The 18,953-nt window shown below is 35.7% G+C and carries 17 protein-coding genes and 1 pseudogene; 5 read left to right on the top strand and 13 right to left on the bottom strand.

What is annotated here, in order from left to right; genetic code table 11:
- Positions 1 to 126 precede the first annotated feature (126 nt).
- Positions 127 to 984, top strand: coding sequence for an oxidoreductase (locus NSU19_RS09720; RefSeq protein ID WP_339199915.1), 858 nt, complete (start codon positions 127 to 129; stop codon positions 982 to 984).
- A gap of 327 nt (positions 985 to 1,311) precedes the next feature.
- Here NSU19_RS09720 and NSU19_RS09715 read toward each other — a convergent pair whose 3' ends face one another.
- The 4 genes from NSU19_RS09715 to NSU19_RS09700 form a co-directional block, all read right to left on the bottom strand.
- A complete protein-coding gene (locus tag NSU19_RS09715; protein ID WP_094245830.1) occupies positions 1,312 to 1,824 on the bottom strand; it encodes a rubrerythrin in 513 nt (170 codons plus the stop codon).
- A 327-nt stretch (positions 1,825 to 2,151) separates the two neighbouring features.
- Positions 2,152 to 2,946, bottom strand: a complete 795-nt coding sequence (modA, locus tag NSU19_RS09710; RefSeq protein WP_339200000.1) for a molybdate ABC transporter substrate-binding protein — start codon at positions 2,944 to 2,946, stop codon at positions 2,152 to 2,154.
- A gap of 229 nt (positions 2,947 to 3,175) precedes the next feature.
- Entirely contained in the window at positions 3,176 to 3,664 is a 489-nt protein-coding gene (tsaA, locus tag NSU19_RS09705; protein ID WP_339199913.1) for a tRNA (N6-threonylcarbamoyladenosine(37)-N6)-methyltransferase TrmO, read from the bottom strand.
- A 208-nt stretch (positions 3,665 to 3,872) separates the two neighbouring features.
- Positions 3,873 to 4,820: a helix-turn-helix transcriptional regulator gene (locus NSU19_RS09700; protein WP_339199911.1), complete on the bottom strand. Its 948-nt coding sequence runs from the start codon at positions 4,818 to 4,820 to the stop codon at positions 3,873 to 3,875.
- Positions 4,821 to 5,123: 303 nt separating this feature from the next.
- Here NSU19_RS09700 and modB point away from each other — a divergent pair, with 303 nt between their 5' ends.
- Positions 5,124 to 5,798 carry a molybdate ABC transporter permease subunit gene (modB, locus tag NSU19_RS09695; protein ID WP_063389471.1) on the top strand — a complete coding sequence of 225 codons (675 nt, stop codon included), beginning with the start codon at positions 5,124 to 5,126 and terminating at the stop codon, positions 5,796 to 5,798.
- A 55-nt stretch (positions 5,799 to 5,853) separates the two neighbouring features.
- Entirely contained in the window at positions 5,854 to 6,501 is a 648-nt protein-coding gene (locus NSU19_RS09690) for an ATP-binding cassette domain-containing protein (RefSeq protein WP_066250708.1), read from the top strand.
- A 329-nt stretch (positions 6,502 to 6,830) separates the two neighbouring features.
- On the opposite strand, the gene NSU19_RS09685 is transcribed toward NSU19_RS09690, so the two are convergent.
- From NSU19_RS09685 to NSU19_RS09655, 7 genes are all read right to left on the bottom strand, one after another.
- Entirely contained in the window at positions 6,831 to 7,673 is an 843-nt protein-coding gene (locus NSU19_RS09685) for a class II fructose-bisphosphate aldolase (RefSeq protein WP_130157280.1), read from the bottom strand.
- 12 nt (positions 7,674 to 7,685) lie between these two features.
- Positions 7,686 to 8,072 (bottom strand): tetratricopeptide repeat protein, encoded by a 387-nt coding sequence (locus NSU19_RS09680; protein ID WP_130157282.1) that lies wholly within the window; start codon positions 8,070 to 8,072, stop codon positions 7,686 to 7,688.
- A 20-nt stretch (positions 8,073 to 8,092) separates the two neighbouring features.
- Positions 8,093 to 9,373, bottom strand: coding sequence for a PTS sugar transporter subunit IIC (locus NSU19_RS09675; protein ID WP_339199908.1), 1,281 nt, complete (start codon positions 9,371 to 9,373; stop codon positions 8,093 to 8,095).
- A 104-nt stretch (positions 9,374 to 9,477) separates the two neighbouring features.
- The gene (locus tag NSU19_RS09670) at positions 9,478 to 9,768 is read right to left on the bottom strand and encodes a PTS sugar transporter subunit IIB (RefSeq protein WP_130157284.1); all 291 of its coding nucleotides are present in this window, start codon (positions 9,766 to 9,768) and stop codon (positions 9,478 to 9,480) included.
- A 22-nt stretch (positions 9,769 to 9,790) separates the two neighbouring features.
- Complete coding sequence (locus NSU19_RS09665; protein WP_130157286.1) at positions 9,791 to 10,786, bottom strand: 6-phosphofructokinase; 996 nt, start codon at positions 10,784 to 10,786, stop codon at positions 9,791 to 9,793.
- 20 nt (positions 10,787 to 10,806) lie between these two features.
- Entirely contained in the window at positions 10,807 to 11,250 is a 444-nt protein-coding gene (locus tag NSU19_RS09660; protein ID WP_130157288.1) for a PTS sugar transporter subunit IIA, read from the bottom strand.
- A 14-nt stretch (positions 11,251 to 11,264) separates the two neighbouring features.
- Positions 11,265 to 13,199 carry a BglG family transcription antiterminator gene (locus tag NSU19_RS09655; protein ID WP_339199906.1) on the bottom strand — a complete coding sequence of 645 codons (1,935 nt, stop codon included), beginning with the start codon at positions 13,197 to 13,199 and terminating at the stop codon, positions 11,265 to 11,267.
- A gap of 809 nt (positions 13,200 to 14,008) precedes the next feature.
- Between NSU19_RS09655 and NSU19_RS09650 the strand changes: the two are divergent.
- Both NSU19_RS09650 and NSU19_RS09645 read left to right on the top strand, forming a co-directional pair.
- A pseudogene (locus tag NSU19_RS09650) lies at positions 14,009 to 14,738 on the top strand (AzlC family ABC transporter permease).
- 59 nt (positions 14,739 to 14,797) lie between these two features.
- Positions 14,798 to 15,058: an AzlD domain-containing protein gene (locus NSU19_RS09645; RefSeq protein WP_339199904.1), complete on the top strand. Its 261-nt coding sequence runs from the start codon at positions 14,798 to 14,800 to the stop codon at positions 15,056 to 15,058.
- 1,540 nt (positions 15,059 to 16,598) lie between these two features.
- On the opposite strand, the gene NSU19_RS09640 is transcribed toward NSU19_RS09645, so the two are convergent.
- Together NSU19_RS09640 and NSU19_RS09635 are read right to left on the bottom strand one after the other, a co-directional pair.
- Complete coding sequence (locus NSU19_RS09640; protein ID WP_063389473.1) at positions 16,599 to 18,146, bottom strand: acyl-CoA carboxylase subunit beta; 1,548 nt, start codon at positions 18,144 to 18,146, stop codon at positions 16,599 to 16,601.
- A gap of 14 nt (positions 18,147 to 18,160) precedes the next feature.
- On the bottom strand, positions 18,161 to 18,940 hold the full coding sequence (locus tag NSU19_RS09635; RefSeq protein WP_063389474.1) for an enoyl-CoA hydratase: 780 nt from the start codon (positions 18,938 to 18,940) through the stop codon (positions 18,161 to 18,163).
- Positions 18,941 to 18,953: the final 13 nt, after the last annotated feature.

Here is an 18,953-nt window from a genome sequence, read left to right as displayed (position 1 = left end):
AGGAATTGTCAAAACATATAGGTGGAGCAGATTTTTGAAGGAATTTGCGAACGAAAGCAGTGATGATGCTCTACATATATTTAGCAAAAAGGCAGTGTTAGAATATGAATAGCTGGAGGGAATCTTGTGAATCAAACTTTAAAGAAACAACCTGTTGCGTTTGTTACAGGAGCTTCAAGCGGCTTTGGATTGCTAACAAGTGTAGCGCTTGCCCGCGAAGGCTACCGCGTGCTGGCTTCAATGAGAGATTTGGATAAGAGAGGACGACTGGAAGCGGCAGCCAAAGAAGCAGGTGTAACAGACCGGATTGAGATTATCCAACTAGATGTAACCGATTTTTCAGCAGCGGAAACTGTAATTCAGAATGTGATTGAAGATTACGGCCAAATTGATCTGTTGGTAAACAACGCGGGGTATGCAGCGGGAGGGTTTACGGAGGAGCTTGCTGTTGAAGAATGGCAGAGGCAATTTGAAACGAATTTTTTCGGTTTGGTGGCAGTAACAAAAGCTGTTTTGCCGTCGATGAGGGCACGCAGAAGCGGCAAGGTTGTGAATATAAGCAGTATTAGCGGACGAATCGGATTCCCTTCTATGGGACCTTATGTGGCATCCAAGTTTGCGGTGGAAGGATTCAGCGAGTCTTTGCGTTTAGAGATGCTGCCGTACGGTGTTCATGTCGTTTTAATTGAACCGGGATCCTATAAAACGGAAATCTGGTCAAAAGGGCTGGATGCGGTATCGGTCAATCCGGATTCTCCTTATGTTAAAGAGATGGAGAAAGTTTTGAAATATGTCAACCATGTTGCTGACACGGCACTCTCTCCGTATGAAGTGATCCAACAGATTGTACACGTGGCAAAGTCTCCTTATCCGAAATTGCGGTATCCGGTTGGCAAAGGCGTGAAATTAGGAATGGTCTTGAAAAATATATTGCCGTGGAAGTGGTGGGAGCGGATGGTGATGAAGCGGCTGCGGGAGAGTTAGAATCGTGATGCTGGGACATTAGTTCAAAAATATAGAGGTGAAGAGTCAGAGTTTACGGTTCAGTAAAATTATAGTTTGATGATATTTTTTGTCACTTCACTAATGGAAAGGGATTGAATTTGTTGAACAGTTTAAGATTAATTAAAGGTGAACCGTATCACAAGTGGAAATAGTTGTAGATAAAAAATTGCTAGGGAAGCTTATATGAATGACATGACTTTTAGATTTATCATTTATGGTGAGAAGACTGCTTACTCAAGGGGAATGAGGATGACACATTCCCCTTGAGTAAGGAGGGAATTCACCGTTTAAGGGCTTAGTTCAGTTTTATTTCAGACCATTGTAGGGATCAGGATCATAACTTATCAAGAGCTTCGTTAAATGTTCTGCATGGAATTTCTCATCACGGCTAATGACAGAGAAAACATGACTAACATCCGGGATAGAGATTTCAGCTGCATATTGATCATAAAGTACGGCTGTCTCTAGTTCTCCTTTAAGATCACTTCTGACAAGATTTAATATCAATTGTTTATCATAATTGGGTCTATAGGTCTGCATTGGTTCCTTTACATCCAAATGAGTGTTTTGATAGTAGAGATAGGTTTGATATTGTACAGGATCGTATTTGCGCAAGAGGGTTAGAAACATTCCGTAATGTTTTTTTTCATCCAGCATGATCATTCTCCAAACCCTATTGACTTCTTCCATGTTGGAATTTGCAATATGGTAATTATAATCATTAATTGCGGTTAACTCAGCGACCATCGCTTCCCTGATTTTACTTGTGATAAAGATGGGCTTCCCCTGCGGTTGACCTCCCGGAAATGTATAACTCAATATAGATTCCTCCCGATTATCCATTAGAATGATAATATACTTTATGGGCTGCTTTCATGAGTTGTGCATGGTTATTTTTTTGAAAGTCGATTAGCAGGGGCCCTTTACTAAAAGTTTTTGACAAACCATAATCAATTACCTAATAACGATGTAAGGTCTTATCATCTCATAGTCCTCGTGCTCCAAAATATGACAGTGTTGTTCTTGAGGAGCTTTGGGGGTGTCTTATAAGTCGTTTATACGGCTTATTGACGCCCCCATTAATGTTTTAGAAACGTTGATATATCGATGTTTATGATTTTTTGTTTTTAAAGTAATGAAGCCCGCTTATTTCAAAATCTTAAATCCGAATTTTTCAAAAATTTGAAACGAATCTTCTGTCTGTAGGTACTGATAGAAATCGTGAGCCTCTTTTTTATGCTTTGTGTCCTTAATGATGCCAACTGGATAAATAATAGGATCATGCATATTTGCGTCTGCGATGTCGACAATTTTTACCTTATCAGATATTTGGGCATCAGTTTTGAATACAATTCCTGCGTCCACTGTATTTGCTTCTACATATGATAATACTTGGCGCACATCCTTTGTGTATACGACTTTCTCTTTTACTTTTGGCCAAAGATTTAGCTTGGTCAGAGTTTGCTGCCCGTATTGACCTGCTGGAGTAGTTTCAGGATTTCCTAATGCAAATTGCTTAATACCGCTGTCTGCCAAAGACTGAAATCCTTTTACTGTGTCTGCTTTATCTTTCGGAACGATTAAAACGATTTCATTTCCTAACAAGTTTTTACTCTCTTCTTTGTTAATCAATCCTTTGTCTACGAGTGGACGAAACTTATTTTCAGCAGCCGAGAAAAATAGGTCTACCGGCGCTCCTTGTTCGATTTGCTGTTGCAATGCACCAGAACTTCCAAAGTTAAATGTAATTTTTATATTTTCATGTTCTTTTTCATACTTTTTCTGAATTTCCGTTAAGGCATCTTGTAAGCTTGCGGCTGCTGAGATGGTTAATTGTACTGTCTGTTTATCCTCTGTCTTCTTTGATTCCTGTTTTTCTCCCTCGTTTGTACAACCAAAAATAAAAAAGATTGAAGCACACAAAAACATGATCATGATCATGCGAATAGAATGCTTCATGCTTTCTCTCCCCCTTCTATTTTTAATCTAATATAAAACTTATTATAATTTCTTATAACTATTTTGTATAGCATATAATTAATTTATATAAAATATAATTATATAGAATAGTAAAGTGTCTCCGTTCATGGATAGAAAAAACACATTTTGTTCAGTGCAATGAAAAAAAACCATAAGGTGCTTTTTAATCGGCCTTGCCAATACCGCCTTTTCAATAAATGCTTTTATCAGCTTTTACTTTATCTACTTTATCTACGTTTTCGATTCTTTTTTCAAACCATCCAATCTTAGATGTTTCTATTGCATCAAACATCGGAACGTAAGGCTTTATATCGAGTAGAGGTGTTTCGTTCAATACATCGACATCTAGGACATGGATATGATTCCCCTCAATACTTTTCAATCGAACGACTGAAAAGCCGATTGGGTTCGGTCTTTTCGGGAATCTTGTTGCAAAAATACCATGGGGTTGATCATCTAAGAAAGGAACTACCTGCAATGAATATTCATGAACCTTATGAAAATAATAAATAAGAATAAGATGAGAAAAGCCGTCCAGATCTTTCATCCCTTCTACATACAATGGGTTAAGCTCTATTGTTCCTTCTACATTTTTCGCCGCCGCCGATTGAATCGGCATTCCTTCCAAGGTGTTAAAAGGGGTTAGAATTTTTCCTATCGCTTTAAAATGAATGTTCATCTTTACAACATCCTATTTTCTTTTATTTATAATTAATTATATTTAATTATAAATAAATATAATAGAAAAAGATATACTTATGTTTCTCTTTTTAGTTTTTCATTTCCAGTGCTCACGAATCAAGAAAACCAGATATTCCAGTGCCAAAAAGTGATAAAACAAAGCCAGGGGTTTTTAAGAGAACCCCTGGCTTTTAGCTGGATCCATTTCAGCTTTCATAAACGACTTGTCCGGTTTGTGACAAATCATAGCCTCCTAGTGCTTTTAAATCGTTTTGAAAGTGAACCGATCTTAAAATTTGCAGGACTTGACTAATTAACTCTCTATTTTCATCGTTCTTTAAAATAACCAAATCGTACTTTTCATTAACTAACGGAATGAAATCGACATCTTTAACTAGGTTAGCCCCTCTTTCAATTCCTACCCCGACATCTGCATCCCCTTTAGCGATAGTACTTGCGACACTTACGTGATTGGTTACCTCATTGTCATAGCCGTTAATTTCAGAAACAGGTATGCGATACTTTCTCAAACATTCATCTAGTAAAACACGAGCACCCGCACCTTTTTCCCGGTTCACAATTTTTATATTTTTTCTTCTTAAATCTTCCCAATGCTTAATATTCAACGGGTTTCCCTTTTTGACGTAAAAGCCTGCCTTCCTTGTTAGTAAATGAATCACGATATACTGAAAATTCACTAGTATCTTATTGATATACGGAACATTATATTCACCTGAAATTCCTTCGATTAAGTGTGTACTGACAATGTCTGAATATCCTTGATACATTGAAATTAGGCTTTCTAAGCTTCCAACATAAGAACGAAGTGGCCGAAACCTTTTCGAGGATTTTTCTAAGTAGTTCGCCAAAATATCTAAGCTCATATCCTGGCCGCTTATAATTAATTGTCTAGGTTGCAAATACCCTTGAGTTTCAATCGATGTTTCTTTTTTTGATGACTGTACGGAGCTTGGCTGCAGTTCTTCTTTTGACTTTTTTATATACTCTTCTAGATCGGAAGGATCAATTCGCATTTGTCGTCCGACACGATAAGCAGGTAATAACCCTTTTTTCACTAAATCATATACGGTTAATTTTGAAACCTTTAATATGTTTGCCACTTCCTCGGTTGTATAAGAAAGATTTTTTTTCATACCTACTTGCTCCTTCATAAAAAAATTCGTTATAAGTAATTAAATGTAATTTGATATATTGTATTGATAACTTCTGTATCAATGATTTATATTTAAATATAAATAAAATTAATTATTTTCTTAACAAGAAGATGGCTATGTAGTTTATATCTAATCTTGATTATATCATGTTTTGTTTCGCTCTTTTTCAATGGAAATGACTCAACTTCTTGTTTTACCATTTCCTTTACTCCAAAGTTCAAAATAATTATAACCATTTATAACGAAAAATGATGAAACTTTATGAAAAGGTGAACGACAAGTATGAATTACTCGCCGCTTATACTCTCTTTAAAAACGGCAACAATCGCCACGTTTATCGTATTTGTTACTGGGGTTGTGTTGGCACGATTGATTAGTCGTAACTCCTTTCGAGGGAAAAGTATTATAGAAGCGATTATTTTGCTGCCACTCGTGCTTCCGCCTACAGTTGTAGGCTTTGGTTTATTATATATATTTGGTAAAAACGGATTTATTGGTCGATTACTGCTTGATTGGTTTGATTTCCAAATTGTTTTCACTTGGTATGCTGTTGTGATCGCAGCAGTCGTCGTGTCTTTTCCTTTAATGTATCAAAGTGCATCTGCAGCGTTTCGGCAGTATGACCCAAATATTGAAAATGCTGCATATACAATGGGGGCATCGAAATGGAGAGTGTTTTGGACGATATCTTTTCCACTGGCATGGCCAGGACTGTTAGCTGGCTTAGTTTTATCCTTTGCACGAGCGTTAGGAGAGTTTGGTGCCACTCTCATGCTCGCCGGCTACATTCCGAATGTCACCGACACTATTCCTCTAGCCATTTATTTTGCGGTGGAGTCAGGTAATTTGGAAGCGGCAAAATTTTGGGTGATCATTATCGTTGCCCTCGGCTTTAGCGCTATTTTATGGCTAAATTGGTGGAGCAAAAGGAATATGATGAGACATGTACAAAAATAGTAAGTTCAAAAATTTTTAGAGCTTATTTGTCGCTTACTTAAAGGAGTTTTTTCTTATGCTTATCGTTGAAATCCAAAAAAGACTATCCCATTTTGAATTAGATGTAAAATTTTCAGTGGCCAATGAGATTGTTGTCCTTTTTGGCCCCTCCGGCTCCGGAAAAACGACTATCTTAAATTGTATTGCTGGGATAAGCAAACCTGCTGCTGGCATCATCCGATTAAACGACACCATTTTATTTGAAAATAAGAAAGTATTTGTTCCTATTCAAAAAAGAAACATCGGCTATGTATTTCAAGATTATGCGCTTTTTCCCCATATGACTGTTTGGAAAAACATTGCTTATGGCATGCAAAATGAAAGCTTTGTCAAAAATTTAATGAAAGAGCTGCGAATTGAACACCTTAGAGATAAATATCCGTCTGAAATTTCAGGCGGCGAAAAACAACGGGTCGCCATTGCACGAGCCATTGCAACCGAGCCGGATGCCTTGCTTTTAGATGAACCTTTTTCTGCATTAGATAATCAAACACGTGTAAAAGGTCATGAAGAGCTATTACGTATCCATAAGCTTTGGCGCATTCCCATTATATTAGTCACCCATCATCTTGAGGAAGCAAAAAAATTGGGGAATCGAATTTTATATTTACACGAAGGAAAAATTTGTGACAGTGAAATGAATGTGAATCTTATTCAGAGTTAATTGACAGACTTACTCTTTAAGCTGAACATCAGTTATACAAAATTATGAGGAAAAAGGGGGTTTATAGCATTCCCCTTTTTCAGACTTTGTGTTTGCTTCCTTAAAAACAGTAAATTAAATTTATTTTTATATTGTTCATTTAGCACATAGTTCTAAGTTTTGAAAATCTACAATAGTTATTTGAATTAACTTTTTTGTACAAATAGAAACAACATTTCATCCTCCCTCTTTTCACAAAAAAAATCCTTGCCGCTAAATAAGCAGCGAAGGATTGGTTTGTTTTTCTCTCCGATAGATTCGTATTGTGATAATGTATCATATGCATTTTTTTATTTCTGAAGCAAGATTAATTTTTGTTTTACAATTTCTTTGATTCTCTGATTGGCTGGTATAAAAAGTTTTCTTAATGATGTTAAAGGGCGATCAGCTGCTTTAGGGAAGGTCTTATTTATTTCCTCTATATAAGCTTTATTTAGTTCAGATCCAATATTAACTTTTTTCACTCCTTCAGAAACACATCTTTTTATATCTTCATCAGATACTCCTGTTCCTCCATGTAGAACTAAACCCACATGGCCTATGTTGGAAGAAATTTCTTTCAATAAATCAAAATTGATTTTTGCTTTCGATTTATATAATCCATGTGTTGTCCCTATTGCAACGGCAAGGGCATCAACATTTGTCTCCTTAACAAACATATATGCATCCTCAGGATTTGTATACATTACATCTTTTTCATCGACAACTAATCCATCTTCAGTTCCGCCTATCGTTCCTACTTCTCCTTCAACAGATACATTCCGTTTATGGGCATATTCCACAACTTTTTTAGTATTTTCAATATTTTCATTAAGAGGCAAGCTAGAACCGTCATACATAACAGAAGTATATCCGCTATCGATTGCCTTTTGAATTGCATGAATATCTTGGCAATGATCTAAATGAAGACAAACATCAATATTGTATCTTTCAGAAAGCGTTTTAATAATAGATACCATCAAGTCGAAGCCAACATACTCTGCAGTGCCTAACGATGTTTGAATAATAATAGGAATGTTTAACTCGTTTGCTGCTTCCATCATGGACGGTAACATCTCTATACAATGCACATTAAAAGCACCAATTGCCCCTTTGTTATTAGTCATTTCAAACAACGATACTAAATTTTTCATTTTTATATCACCTTATGCCTTTCCTCTAATAATATCTTTGGATAATTTGAGCAATTCATCTATTTTTTTTAAATATAATTGAACATCTGAATCTCTTTTTTGATCAATTGCTTCTTTTCTCTTTATGTTATATAGTTTTAATAATTCATTATTCGCTTGCCCTATAGTTTTATTCTCAGAAATACTTAATTCATAGTAATTTATAGCTTGATCGATTTCCCCTGCTTCAAAATATAGCTTCCCTAATTGGTTTAAAATCTCTATTTTGTTATTTTCATTAGCGTTTTCTAATAATTTTTCTGCTTTTTCAATCTCAATCATTAAATCCTCTTTATTTGGTGCTTTTGGAAGCTCGTTCGTAATCTTTTTTTCCTTTTTTCTTTTTTTAAAAAATACCACTGCTGTTCACCTCGACAGAATCAGAATAATTGAAGTATTGGATTAAATATCCAATGGTAAAGGAGTGCAGCCATCACAGTATCGACATCAGTGGCAGTTGTATTTACGAATCCTATAGAATTTAAAATGGGAACAAGTAAAGCGGGAAGTAATGTAATAAAAATTCCATGGGCTATAGTGGATATAATAGTCCCCCTTCTTCCGCCTACTGCATTTGCAAATACTCCTGCTGATCCACCGGCAAAAAAGTTTGTAAGCATCCCTGGTAAAATCATTGGCAATCCACATAATGGTAGTGCAAACATTGCAATAACTGAACCAATTGTTGTACCGATAAATCCTAATGTCACAGCATTTGGAGCATATGGAAATAATACAGGGCAATCTAATGCAGGTTTAGAATCTGGAACTATTTTAAGGGCAATACCTCTAAATGCCGGAACAATTTCTGCTAATAACAATCGCACTCCTGATAAAAGGACGTATACACCGACAACGAATTGGAAGCCTTGAATAAACGCAAATACTAAATAATTTAAATTATCCGAAAATTTAGATGAGAATTCTTCTCCTGCAAACGCTGCAGTTATGATATAAAGCGGAATCATGACTAATCCTACACCAACATAACTATCTGATAAAAATTCTAACCCTTTTGGAAATTTAAAATCCTCTGTAGATTTACTTTTGTCGCCAACGAGCTTTGAAACTCCTGCAGTAAAAATATAGCCAATTGTACAAAAGTGACCAAGGGCAATATCATCGGAACCTGTTATTTTCCTCACAATTGGCTGAGCAATGGCAGGCATAGCAACAGCAAAAATACCACCGACTAATCCACCTATTAAAATAAGAGGAAACCCTCTCAATCCAGCATTTACTCCAAATACTGTGGTCATTGTAGCCATCCATAATATTGCTTGACCAGTTAGGAAGATATATTTCCATCTAGTAAATCTAGCAATGAGTATATTAAAAATGAATATAAACAAAAATGTAAGAGCTATTTCACTCCCAAGGTTTAAATCATTCATAGCTTGCCCGTTTATAGCTTCTATCGACGGGACGATACCTTGCAGTCCAAATGCTTTTGAAAAAATTTGTCCAAAATAGGTTAAAGATGATACAATTATTCCAGAACCTGCTGAAAGCACCAAAAATCCCAACATCGTTTTAAACGTACCAGAAGTAATTTCACTAAAAGATTTTTTTTGCAGAAGTAATCCAATTAGAGCAATCAAGCCAATTGTCACAGCTGCCTGAGTTAATATATTTTCGATAAAAAAGTTAATAACAGACATTTTCATTTCCTCCTATAGCTTCTATTGGAGAATTCCTAATATATGTTTCATAAATTCTTTTAGTTTGATGAGGTATTGTGTTTACACAATCCTCATTTTTTAGTTTATAATTCTCCCTTTTCCTGCAAAATCGGCACTAATTTTTCTCTAATTTCATTTTTGTCTACTAGTTTATTTAAAAAGATAAAGCTGGAATTAATGTTGTATCTCTTAAACTGTGGCTCAAAATTTTTGCCTGCAATGATAATATCAGCTCCATACCCAGCTGCTGATGAAAGATCCGAATGATCTAATGATGCTTTAACATTAAGATCTTTTAACACTGACTCAACACTCATTTGGCAAGCAAAGCTGCTACCTAGACCAGCTCCACATACAACTAAAATTTTCAACATTTATTTCACCCCCTTTCTATTTTTAATGTTTTATTAACATATTATTTTTTATTGCTATATTTACTAATTGCGGATCAAGTTTTTGATTTGTTGAATGAACATCATTAAAGTCTATTAATTGAACCGTGCCATTTTTAACGCCAACCATTTTTCCAGAAATCCCTTTATTAATGCACTCTCTAGCCAATGCACCCATCTGTACAGCTATCATGGCATCTCTAAAAGATGTATTACCTGCTCTAATAAAAAATCCCATGATTGTTTTTCTAACTCTAATATTCAAGTGTTTTTCAATGTATTCTGAAATTTCAAAAGAAACTCCTTGATCCCCACTTTTATATAGTCTGCCATCATATGCAGACTCAGAACATACAATTATGATAGATTTTTTTTCTTTCAGTTTTTCTACAATAATATCTACTGCTTTATTTTTATCTGTAGGGAATTCGGGGATTATTGCCAAATCACAGCCACCTGCAATTGCACTAGCCAAAGCTAAATTTCCGCATTTTCCTCCTAATACTTCCACCATAAAAATTCTGCCAGGCATATTGTGTGCAGTATCATGCAAGTCATGTATAGTTCCTATAATCCTATTTAAAGCAGTGTCAAATCCGATCGAATATTCACTGCCATCAACATCATTATCTACCGTCATGGGGATAAAAATGGTTTTTGTTCCTTCCGAATTCATTAATTTTGCCGCTTTTTGCGAACCGTTCCCGCCAAAAATTAGTAAATAATCAAAACCAAATGATTTTAATTGTTCATGTATTTTTTTCCTTCCTTCCTTTTCATACGGTAATTTGCTTCTTGAAGTCCTTATAATCTGTTTTCCATCGAGTGAATAATTTTGACAATTTTCCAATGTTAAAGGAATTGGCTGATTTTTTAATATTCCGTCAAACCCCTCATGGAATCCGTAAAGTTCTATTTTTTTATCTTTTGCTATCATTTCAATAGCAGCATTAACACCTGATCCGTCTCCCCCGCTAGTAATTATGGCTACTTTTGTCATCTTCCTTCTCCCTCGCTGTTTTATTTAACATTTTTACTCAGAAGTTGATTTAATTCATCAATTGAACAAACTTTGGAGATTTCATCTATTAAATCAGAATTTACAATATTCACTATCATTTTTATTAATTCTAGGTGTGTATCGCTATCTGTCGCTGAAAAACTGATCAAAACATTTACTGGAGTATTACTATTGGGAAAATACACAGGATTTTTTAAGGTAATAAGACTATATCCAATTTTAATCGCTCCATTTTCAGGTCTTGTATGTGGAATGGCTAATCCCGGATATATGACGATATACGGTCCATATTCCTTTATATTTTGAATAACTGACTCAACATAGTTTTTATTTACATGACCATTTTTTTCTAATAAAAAGATGCTTTTTCTAATAGCATCTTCCCAATTGGAAGCTTCTACATGAATTTCCACATTGTCATCGTTAAATTCTATTTCATCCATAGTTATTGCCACCCTTATCTACTACTCATATTTTCTAGGTTGTGAATCATATCCTCATAAGTAAATTCATAAATTAGTTTACTTGCGCCAAACTCGTCAATTAAAAATTTATAAAGTAAACGAAAAACATACTCATAACTTTCAGCTTGGTTTTTAGGGATACTTAAAACGAAAACAACCTGTACTTTTTCCTTATCCCATATTATTGAAGACTTTAAAATACATACCGCAATTGCTACTTTGTTCATGTTATTTTCTAGGGCATGTGGTATTGCTACTAAATCACCTAATTCGGTTGAAGCCATTTTTTCTCTTTCAAATATTGATTGCTTTGTTTGATAATCAATATATCCATGCTTTTCCATTAAATTAGTAATATAATCAAGTACTTCATATTTGGTTTTGAATTCCACACCTTTAATAAATAGTTCTTTGATAAATATTTTTTTCAAATCAAAATGAATATTCAATTTGTCACCATTTAAAATATTTTTAATTTCAACCAAATCTTTATGATTTAAAATAGGATTGATTAGCATGATTTTCTTTGATTTTAAATTGTTAATCGGAACAGTAGTTAGAATCAAATCCGCTTGATTAATCATTTCCACATTAAGTTTTAAAAGGCTGGTAGTTTCTATAATATTAATTTGATTTCCGAAAAATCCCTTTAGCTTCTCTCGGAGTAAAGAGGCAGTAGCCAGACCTGATCCACAAACAATGAGTATTTTTTTAATATTATTTTTTTCATTAATTCCTTTCCTTTCTAAAGCCGCTCCAAAATGAATAGCAATATAGCCGATTTCATCTTCATTTATCGAAAAATTTGTTATTTCTTTTATTTTTTTACTCGCAATAACTGCAATTTCAAATGCTAACGGGTAGTTATATTTAATTTGATTTAAAAGATCATTTCGAATATTCATTTTGTATTTTAGTCTATTTAGAGCTGCACTAAGGTGGACGGTCAGATGATTCCTTAATTCTAAATCTTTTGTAAAATCAATTGAGGTTTCTATTTTTATTTGTTCCATGACTTTCATGATAATGTTATGGATTTTATTTAATTCAAAGGAATTCATCTGATGATAAATCAGTTTTCCACTGCTTACTAGATGCTGAGTCAAATAGTAGATTTCCGAATCGATATTTTTTCCCAATCTATTTTTTATTTCATTTATGATTTCAGCAGCAATCGTAAACTCAGGGGTATTTCTTAATTCCTTTTTGGCTTGGTTGCTATAAGAAAGATGCATGTTAGCTAAAGATCTTTGTATACTTATTTGGATGTGAATAATCAAATTGTTTATGGCCATATCAGTTAAAATAAAATTGTGATTTAATAAAATTTTTGTTATTATATCTTTAATTTGCATCATTTCATCAATTGAGAATAATTGGTGTGATGCATAATTGTCTCCTCTAAAAATATACTCAGACACACAATATCTAAATTTGTCCTCATCTCCTTCGATCCTAATTCCATTAAAACGGTCAATTTTAACCTTTAAATCAAATTTTTTTAATTCATTATTTACTGCAGGTAAATTATTTTTTAAAGTAGTTAAACTAATAAACAATTCATCCGCTAATTCTTGTAGATACAATTTTTTGTTAACAAGCATATTAATTAATATTTTTTTTATTATTAATAGTAAGAGCTCTGATTTTTCCGCTGGGAATGTAAAGCAATGATTGTTATCAATAACGTGGTTGTCTATTTCTGAGAATTTAGTATTATTACGAATTTCTAATTTATATCCCATGCCTCTTTTTGAAACAATCTCTGCCCCGTAATTTCTCAATACTCGATTTAATGCTTTTACATCATTTCTTATAGTCCTTGGGGATACCCCCATTAAAATCGCAATACTTTTTCCTGTTTGATATGTCTTCCCCCTCCTTAAAAGAAAAAGTATGGACCTTTCCCTTTCTGTTAGCGTTTTCATCTCGATGATCCCCTCTCATTTATTAGAATAAGTCGTAAAAACATTAATATTAAGTCAGAAATTTGCCATTGCAAAGGAATTTCCTTTAGTCAATTTCTGTTTAGTTAATTATCAAAGATATATAACTAAAGCATCGTTTGGCATTCCCAAAAATTTTTTAAAAAAACTTGCCAACTTTTTCGTTGAGCCAACCGACAGGGTTGTTTCTTTCAGACAAAGGAAATTAAACTTTTATTGAATAGGAAAGTTTGTTTATCAAAATATATTTCACTCCTTGGGTCGTCCTCTAAAACAATAATTGATATTCTTGTACAAGAGTTAATAGTTGTTTTCTTCTTTCCTGACTTAAAAAAATTCCGGAATAGTATGTATTAATCTAAGTTTGCATGTTTCATAAATTCTCATTCCATCTTCATCCATTGGTACAGATACAATGTTCGCACCGCAGGATCGGAATACATTTGAGTGCAGTTGGATAAATAGGTATCTCTTGAAATTTCCCTGAAGGCAATCGTTCCCCCTCAGATAAAAAAACAGACCAAATAAAATTTGTTGAACCTTTGGGATACTGGCATTTTGATTCAATTTAATCTTCACAAATTTCCTCTACTCGTATATAAATACAAATTGATTTCCCTGCAAATGAAAACCGTTTTGGCCATTAAACTTCTAGCCTATGTGGATTTTCAATTTGAATTCATATCGTTAATTTGATTACGGATATAGTGTTATATAGTCATATTGACTGCTATACATATAATTCGTTTAGTATAAGTTTAGTTTATTATGAACCAGGGAGGGAATGATTCGTGCCAGAAACTATTTTAAATGTAAGAGATAAAACAAAATATCGTGATAATTTTATTGAAGGAGTAAAGGCCTGTTTACCTACCATATTTGGTTATTTAAGTATTGGCTTTGCTGCTGAAAGTTGTAGAAAAAGCGGCAGGTCTTAGTGTGTTGGAAATCGCTTTATTGTCTCTCTTTCTTTATGCAGGTTCTGGACAATTTGTTACAGCGGGGATGATTACAGCTGGCAGTACTGTTCCATCTATTATTTTTGCAATTTTTTTAGTTAATCTTCGGCATCTTTTATTTAGTGCCTCTCTAGCCCCTTATTGTAGGCGTATGGGCCTGTGGGAAAATTTTTTAATAGGTTGTCAAATAACAGACGAAACTTTTGGAGTAGCTTCTAATTATCTTGCAAACAAAAAAGAAGCTAGTTTTTCTTGGCTACTAGGGTTAAATATAACAGCTTATGTCAATTGGCTTATAGCAAATATTTTGTGAGCCATCATGGGAGGATGGGTAACTAATACGGAGTCTATCGGAATGGACTTTGCGTTACCAGCTATGTTTGCTGGATGATTAGTATTTCAAATTATTGGTAAAGATGAGAAGCTATTAGAAATAGGCATAGCAATGTTTACAGTTGTTTGTTTACTTGTTGTTAATTTTTTAATACTAGGGATGTGGGGAGTCATGATTGCGACTATTATAGGATCAACCGTTGGGATGGTGATGAACAAATGGAAATAAGGTAGGAGATTTTTTTAATCATACTTGGAACAGGTATTGTTACATTAATCCCAAGAATAGTGCCTTTGTTATTCTTAAGCAGAATCAAACTTCCTGAGTGGTTTTTAAGTTGGCTTAGTTTTGTCCCCGTTACTGTTATGGCGGCGTTATTGACACAGAGCCTTTTATTTGATGATGGTCAACTTTCTCCGATGGCAAATAAGTTTGAATTATTGGCTATTATACCCACTTTTTTAGTTGCTCTATTATTTAGAAGTCTACTAGGAGCTGTTTTAGTGGGAATGATATCTGTCAGTTTATTAAGATGGATTTTTATATGAAATTTTAAGGGGAAGATTTATAAAAAGACTGAAAGATTAGTCTTCCCCTGGTTAAAGTAAGCAGATATAAAAATAGTATGCAACTAGTGGTGTTATGACAAGAAAATGGATACGTTAAACAGAGAGAAATAGCCTAATCAGTTGCTTTTTCCAGGTTAGCTAAATAAACTGCCTCATATTCACATTGGGTACATCATTCACACTGAAAAAATAGTTCATATAATTCCCACTACAATAATCACCAGCTGAAAGATATAGTTCAAATTTTTCGGAAAAATTACCAATCTATTTTCAGTTATGTCCCCTTTCCTTATTTCATGCTTACGTTTTTCTGCCGCCAAAGTAAAATCCATAGAAATAATCCCAAGCTCTTAATTCCCTAAAGTACTGAGATGGTTTGACTGTAAAAAACCCTGCACGTGCAAAAGCAATAAGAAAAGCAAACTTGACCAATTGAAAAATGAATGATTCTCAATCCATCTTATCATCCCCCCTCTTTTTCTAATTGTTGAGAAATAAGAGGTAGTGGCTTTAGTTGTATTCACTTCTCCTTATAAGTTAACATAACATTTTTATTTAAAACTTTAAAAATAAGTTAATGTATTGTTGATTGTTTGTTCTAGCCCTCTCCTTCCATAAGTATGTATATTCGGAGATGAAGAGTATCTTTTTCTTTCCATTTGTTCGAAGTCCTCAAATGATTTTCCGTTTTTTAATCCTTTCTGCCCTTTAATTTTGCATTTTACCTTCTTGTATAATTTCTTTCTTTATCTTGTTTTATTGTTCATTTAGCACATAGTTCTATTTTTTTTACTGGATACGTCTCTCGCTTGAAACGGCATAATACTTGCTTGTGAAAATTTGTGAAATTTCTCCTTATGATGCTTTTTGATAAAATCTATTAATTTTTAATGCAAAAAGATCAATGACGGACAGTTGAACAAAGAATTCTGGGGGCAAATTACAGCTCTCGTCTCATTCATTTGTCCGCCGGCAGGGATGGCATTGGGTCGAGCTTATGGTGCATTAGAATTAAGCTCAACCGTTTCCGGAAAAGACTGGCTTTCAGGTTGAGAGCTTGGCACAGGGGAAAAATTATTCTGCAGCTCCCTCGACCCATTGGATATCGTCACTGGCGTTAGTTCGTTTTCTAAATTCAGCAGCGCGGCCCGGTTACGCCCTCTTCGAGAAGCAATGGATCCAAAGCTATTTAAGCTGGATTGAATCAAAAATCACAACATGCCTGCGACATGGTTGTCCGTATAGAAGAAAGGCGTATCTTCCCTCATCAAATGCGACAAGACAAAGCAAGTGATCAACAATTTAACGGAGGTATGAAAGCGAAATGCCTATGGATATAAGAATTTTACCCGTTTTCGTTCAAAAATACTATTATTCCACAAGTTTAAAAGAATTGAGGGACATATAGGCTAGCACTACCTTTTCTTTTAGAAAGGGAGGTACCCCCTTTCCAGAAGAAAAGGCCACCAAGCGAAGCGCGGCAGCCTGAACCCCAATATTTGACAAAGAACCTTTTTTATTACACCGGATATACTCCATGCTTTCTTTCCGAAAAGACGATATATTTCGACATATAGGCATCAAAGCGACGAATCAATTCTTCGCGAAGCTGGTTTGGAGCGATAATTCCATCTATCACCATCTCTGAGGCTAAACGATAAATATCAATATCGCGGCGATACTCCTCCCGTTTTTGTTCAATAAAGGCTGCCTGTTCTTCTTTAGGAAGCTCAGCAATTTTATTGGCATAGACTGCATTAACCGCTGCTTCTGGTCCCATCACGGCAATTTGCGCATTAGGAAACGCTAAGCAGCAATCCGGTTCAAAGGCCGGGCCAGCCATCGCATAAAGACCTGCCCCATACGCTTTTCGCACGATAATAGAAATTTTCGGAACCGTTGCTTCTGACATCGCTGAAATCATTTTCGCTCCATGGCGGATAATTCCTGCCCTTTCCACTTTTGTGCCGATCATAAATCCTGGAATATCGGCTAAAAATAAAAGCGGAATATGGAAGGCATCACATAAAGTAATAAATTTGGCTGCTTTATCAGCCGAATCATGGAATAGAACACCGCCTTTGATGCGCGGCTGGTTAGCGAGTATACCGATTGGCTGTCCATTCAAGCGAGCAAGTCCTGTAATCAATTCAGGTGCAAACAGCTTTTTGATTTCGCAAAAAGAGCCTTCATCAATAAAACGCTCGATCAAGTCATACATATTAAACGGCGCATTTTGATTCAGGGGTAAAATGTCCTCAATCGTTTTTTCAAAGCTCTTCGCTGGCTTTGCTTCGACAATTGGCGGTTTTTCAGCGAAATTGGCTGGAAAATAAGATAAGTACTTGCGGGCAAACTGAATGGCTTCTTCTTCTGTTTTCACAAGTACATCTCCACATCCAGAGACACTGCAATGCATTCGCGCTCCACCCATCTCTTCAAGCGTCACTTTTTCGCCAATCACCATCTCCGCCATTCGCGGCGATCCTAAATACATCGAAGCGTTTCCTTCGACCATAATGACGATATCGCAAAAAGCTGGAATATAAGCACCGCCGGCCGCCGATGGTCCAAATAATAAGCATATTTGCGGCACTTTTCCAGAAAGCTTTACTTGATTGTAAAAAATGCGCCCTGCCCCGCGGCGACCAGGAAACATTTCGACTTGATCCGTAATCCGCGCTCCAGCCGAGTCTACTAAATAAAGCATCGGGCACCGAAGCTTTTCTGCGGTTTCTTGGATACGAATGATTTTTTCTACGGTCCGTGATCCCCACGATCCCGCCTTTACCGTTGAATCATTGGCCATTACACATACGGTTTGCCCGTTGATTTTTCCGATCCCTGTTACCACGCCATCAGCTGGCAGACCGTCAGCAAGACAATTGGCAAATAAAGCATCCTCAAATTGCATTCCCTCATCAAATAACAGCTTTAGACGATCTCGTACGAATAGCTTGCCTTTCTCCGCATTTTTTTGATGGTACTTTAATGCGCCGCCTTGTTCAATTTTTTCGACTTGTTCCGCCAATTTCTCGGTCAATGTTTTTGCTTGCTCGTTGATCACTTGCACTTCCTCCTTTACTCTCCTTTATAAACAGGCTTCCGCTTTTCTTTAAAGGCTTGCAGCCCTTCTAAACGATCCTTCGTTGGAATTGTCATCTCATAAGCCATCTGCTCCAGCTTCAAACCTGTATATAAATCGACTTCCAGACCTCGATTAATGGCTATTTTAGCTTGGGCAACAGCAATCGGCGCATTTTGAATTATTTGTCCGGCAAGTTCGTTGGCCTTTTCCATTAACTGCTCATACGGCACAACATATTCTACTATTCCGATGCTGGCTGCTTCCGCTGCCGTTAGCCGTTTAGCCGTAAAAATGAGCTCCTTTGCTTTGCCTTTTCCGATTAAACGCGGGAGACGCTGAGTTCCGCCAGCACCTGGAATAATCCCAAGCGCCGTTTCGGTTAATCCAAGCTGAGCATGATCAGAGGCAATACGGATATCGCAAGCTAACGCCAATTCGAGGCCTCCGCCAAATGCAACGCCATTAATCGCGCAAATAGTTGGTGCTGGAAGCTGTTCAAATTCATTGATCGTCTCTCGAATCAGCGCAACGGTTTTTCTCACTTCTGTTTCAGTCATACTGGCACGTTCTTTTAAGTCAGCACCAGCACAAAATGCTTTTTTTCCACTTCCTGTTACGATCACACAACGGATCGAGCGATCAAACCTTAATTGCCCAAGCTTTTGCTTCAGCTCCATTAACAGCGCTGTAGACAAAGCGTTGACTGCTTGCGGGCGATGCAAAGTCAGCACTGCCACTCCATTCGCCGCCTCATAGAGAATAGAAGATTCCATTTAATCACTCTCC

It is taken from the genome of Aeribacillus sp. FSL k6-2211, from assembly GCF_037966125.1.
GTDB classification, from domain to species: domain Bacteria; phylum Bacillota; class Bacilli; order Bacillales; family Aeribacillaceae; genus Aeribacillus; species Aeribacillus composti.
The sequence above is the reverse complement of the archived record's forward strand: the minus strand, read 5'-3'. Positions and strand labels throughout refer to the sequence as shown.

Bases quoted from the DNA above. Each gene is read 5' to 3' on its own strand.
- NSU19_RS09635 (WP_063389474.1), bottom strand. From the start codon at position 18,940: ATGGAATCTTCTATTCTCTATGAGGCGGCGAATGGAGTGGCAGTGCTG.
- NSU19_RS09700 (WP_339199911.1), bottom strand. From the start codon at position 4,820: ATGAAAAAAAATCTTTCTTATACAACCGAGGAAGTGGCAAACATATTA.
- NSU19_RS09655 (WP_339199906.1), bottom strand. From the start codon at position 13,199: ATGAAAACGCTAACAGAAAGGGAAAGGTCCATACTTTTTCTTTTAAGG.
- tsaA (WP_339199913.1), bottom strand. From the start codon at position 3,664: ATGAACATTCATTTTAAAGCGATAGGAAAAATTCTAACCCCTTTTAAC.
- NSU19_RS09670 (WP_130157284.1), bottom strand. From the start codon at position 9,768: ATGTTGAAAATTTTAGTTGTATGTGGAGCTGGTCTAGGTAGCAGCTTT.
- modA (WP_339200000.1), bottom strand. From the start codon at position 2,946: ATGATCATGATCATGTTTTTGTGTGCTTCAATCTTTTTTATTTTTGGT.
- NSU19_RS09660 (WP_130157288.1), bottom strand. From the start codon at position 11,250: ATGGATGAAATAGAATTTAACGATGACAATGTGGAAATTCATGTAGAA.
- NSU19_RS09665 (WP_130157286.1), bottom strand. From the start codon at position 10,786: ATGACAAAAGTAGCCATAATTACTAGCGGGGGAGACGGATCAGGTGTT.
- NSU19_RS09690 (WP_066250708.1), top strand. From the start codon at position 5,854: ATGCTTATCGTTGAAATCCAAAAAAGACTATCCCATTTTGAATTAGAT.
- NSU19_RS09685 (WP_130157280.1), bottom strand. From the start codon at position 7,673: ATGAAAAATTTAGTATCGTTGTTTGAAATGACTAATAACAAAGGGGCA.
- NSU19_RS09675 (WP_339199908.1), bottom strand. From the start codon at position 9,373: ATGTCTGTTATTAACTTTTTTATCGAAAATATATTAACTCAGGCAGCT.
- modB (WP_063389471.1), top strand. From the start codon at position 5,124: ATGAATTACTCGCCGCTTATACTCTCTTTAAAAACGGCAACAATCGCC.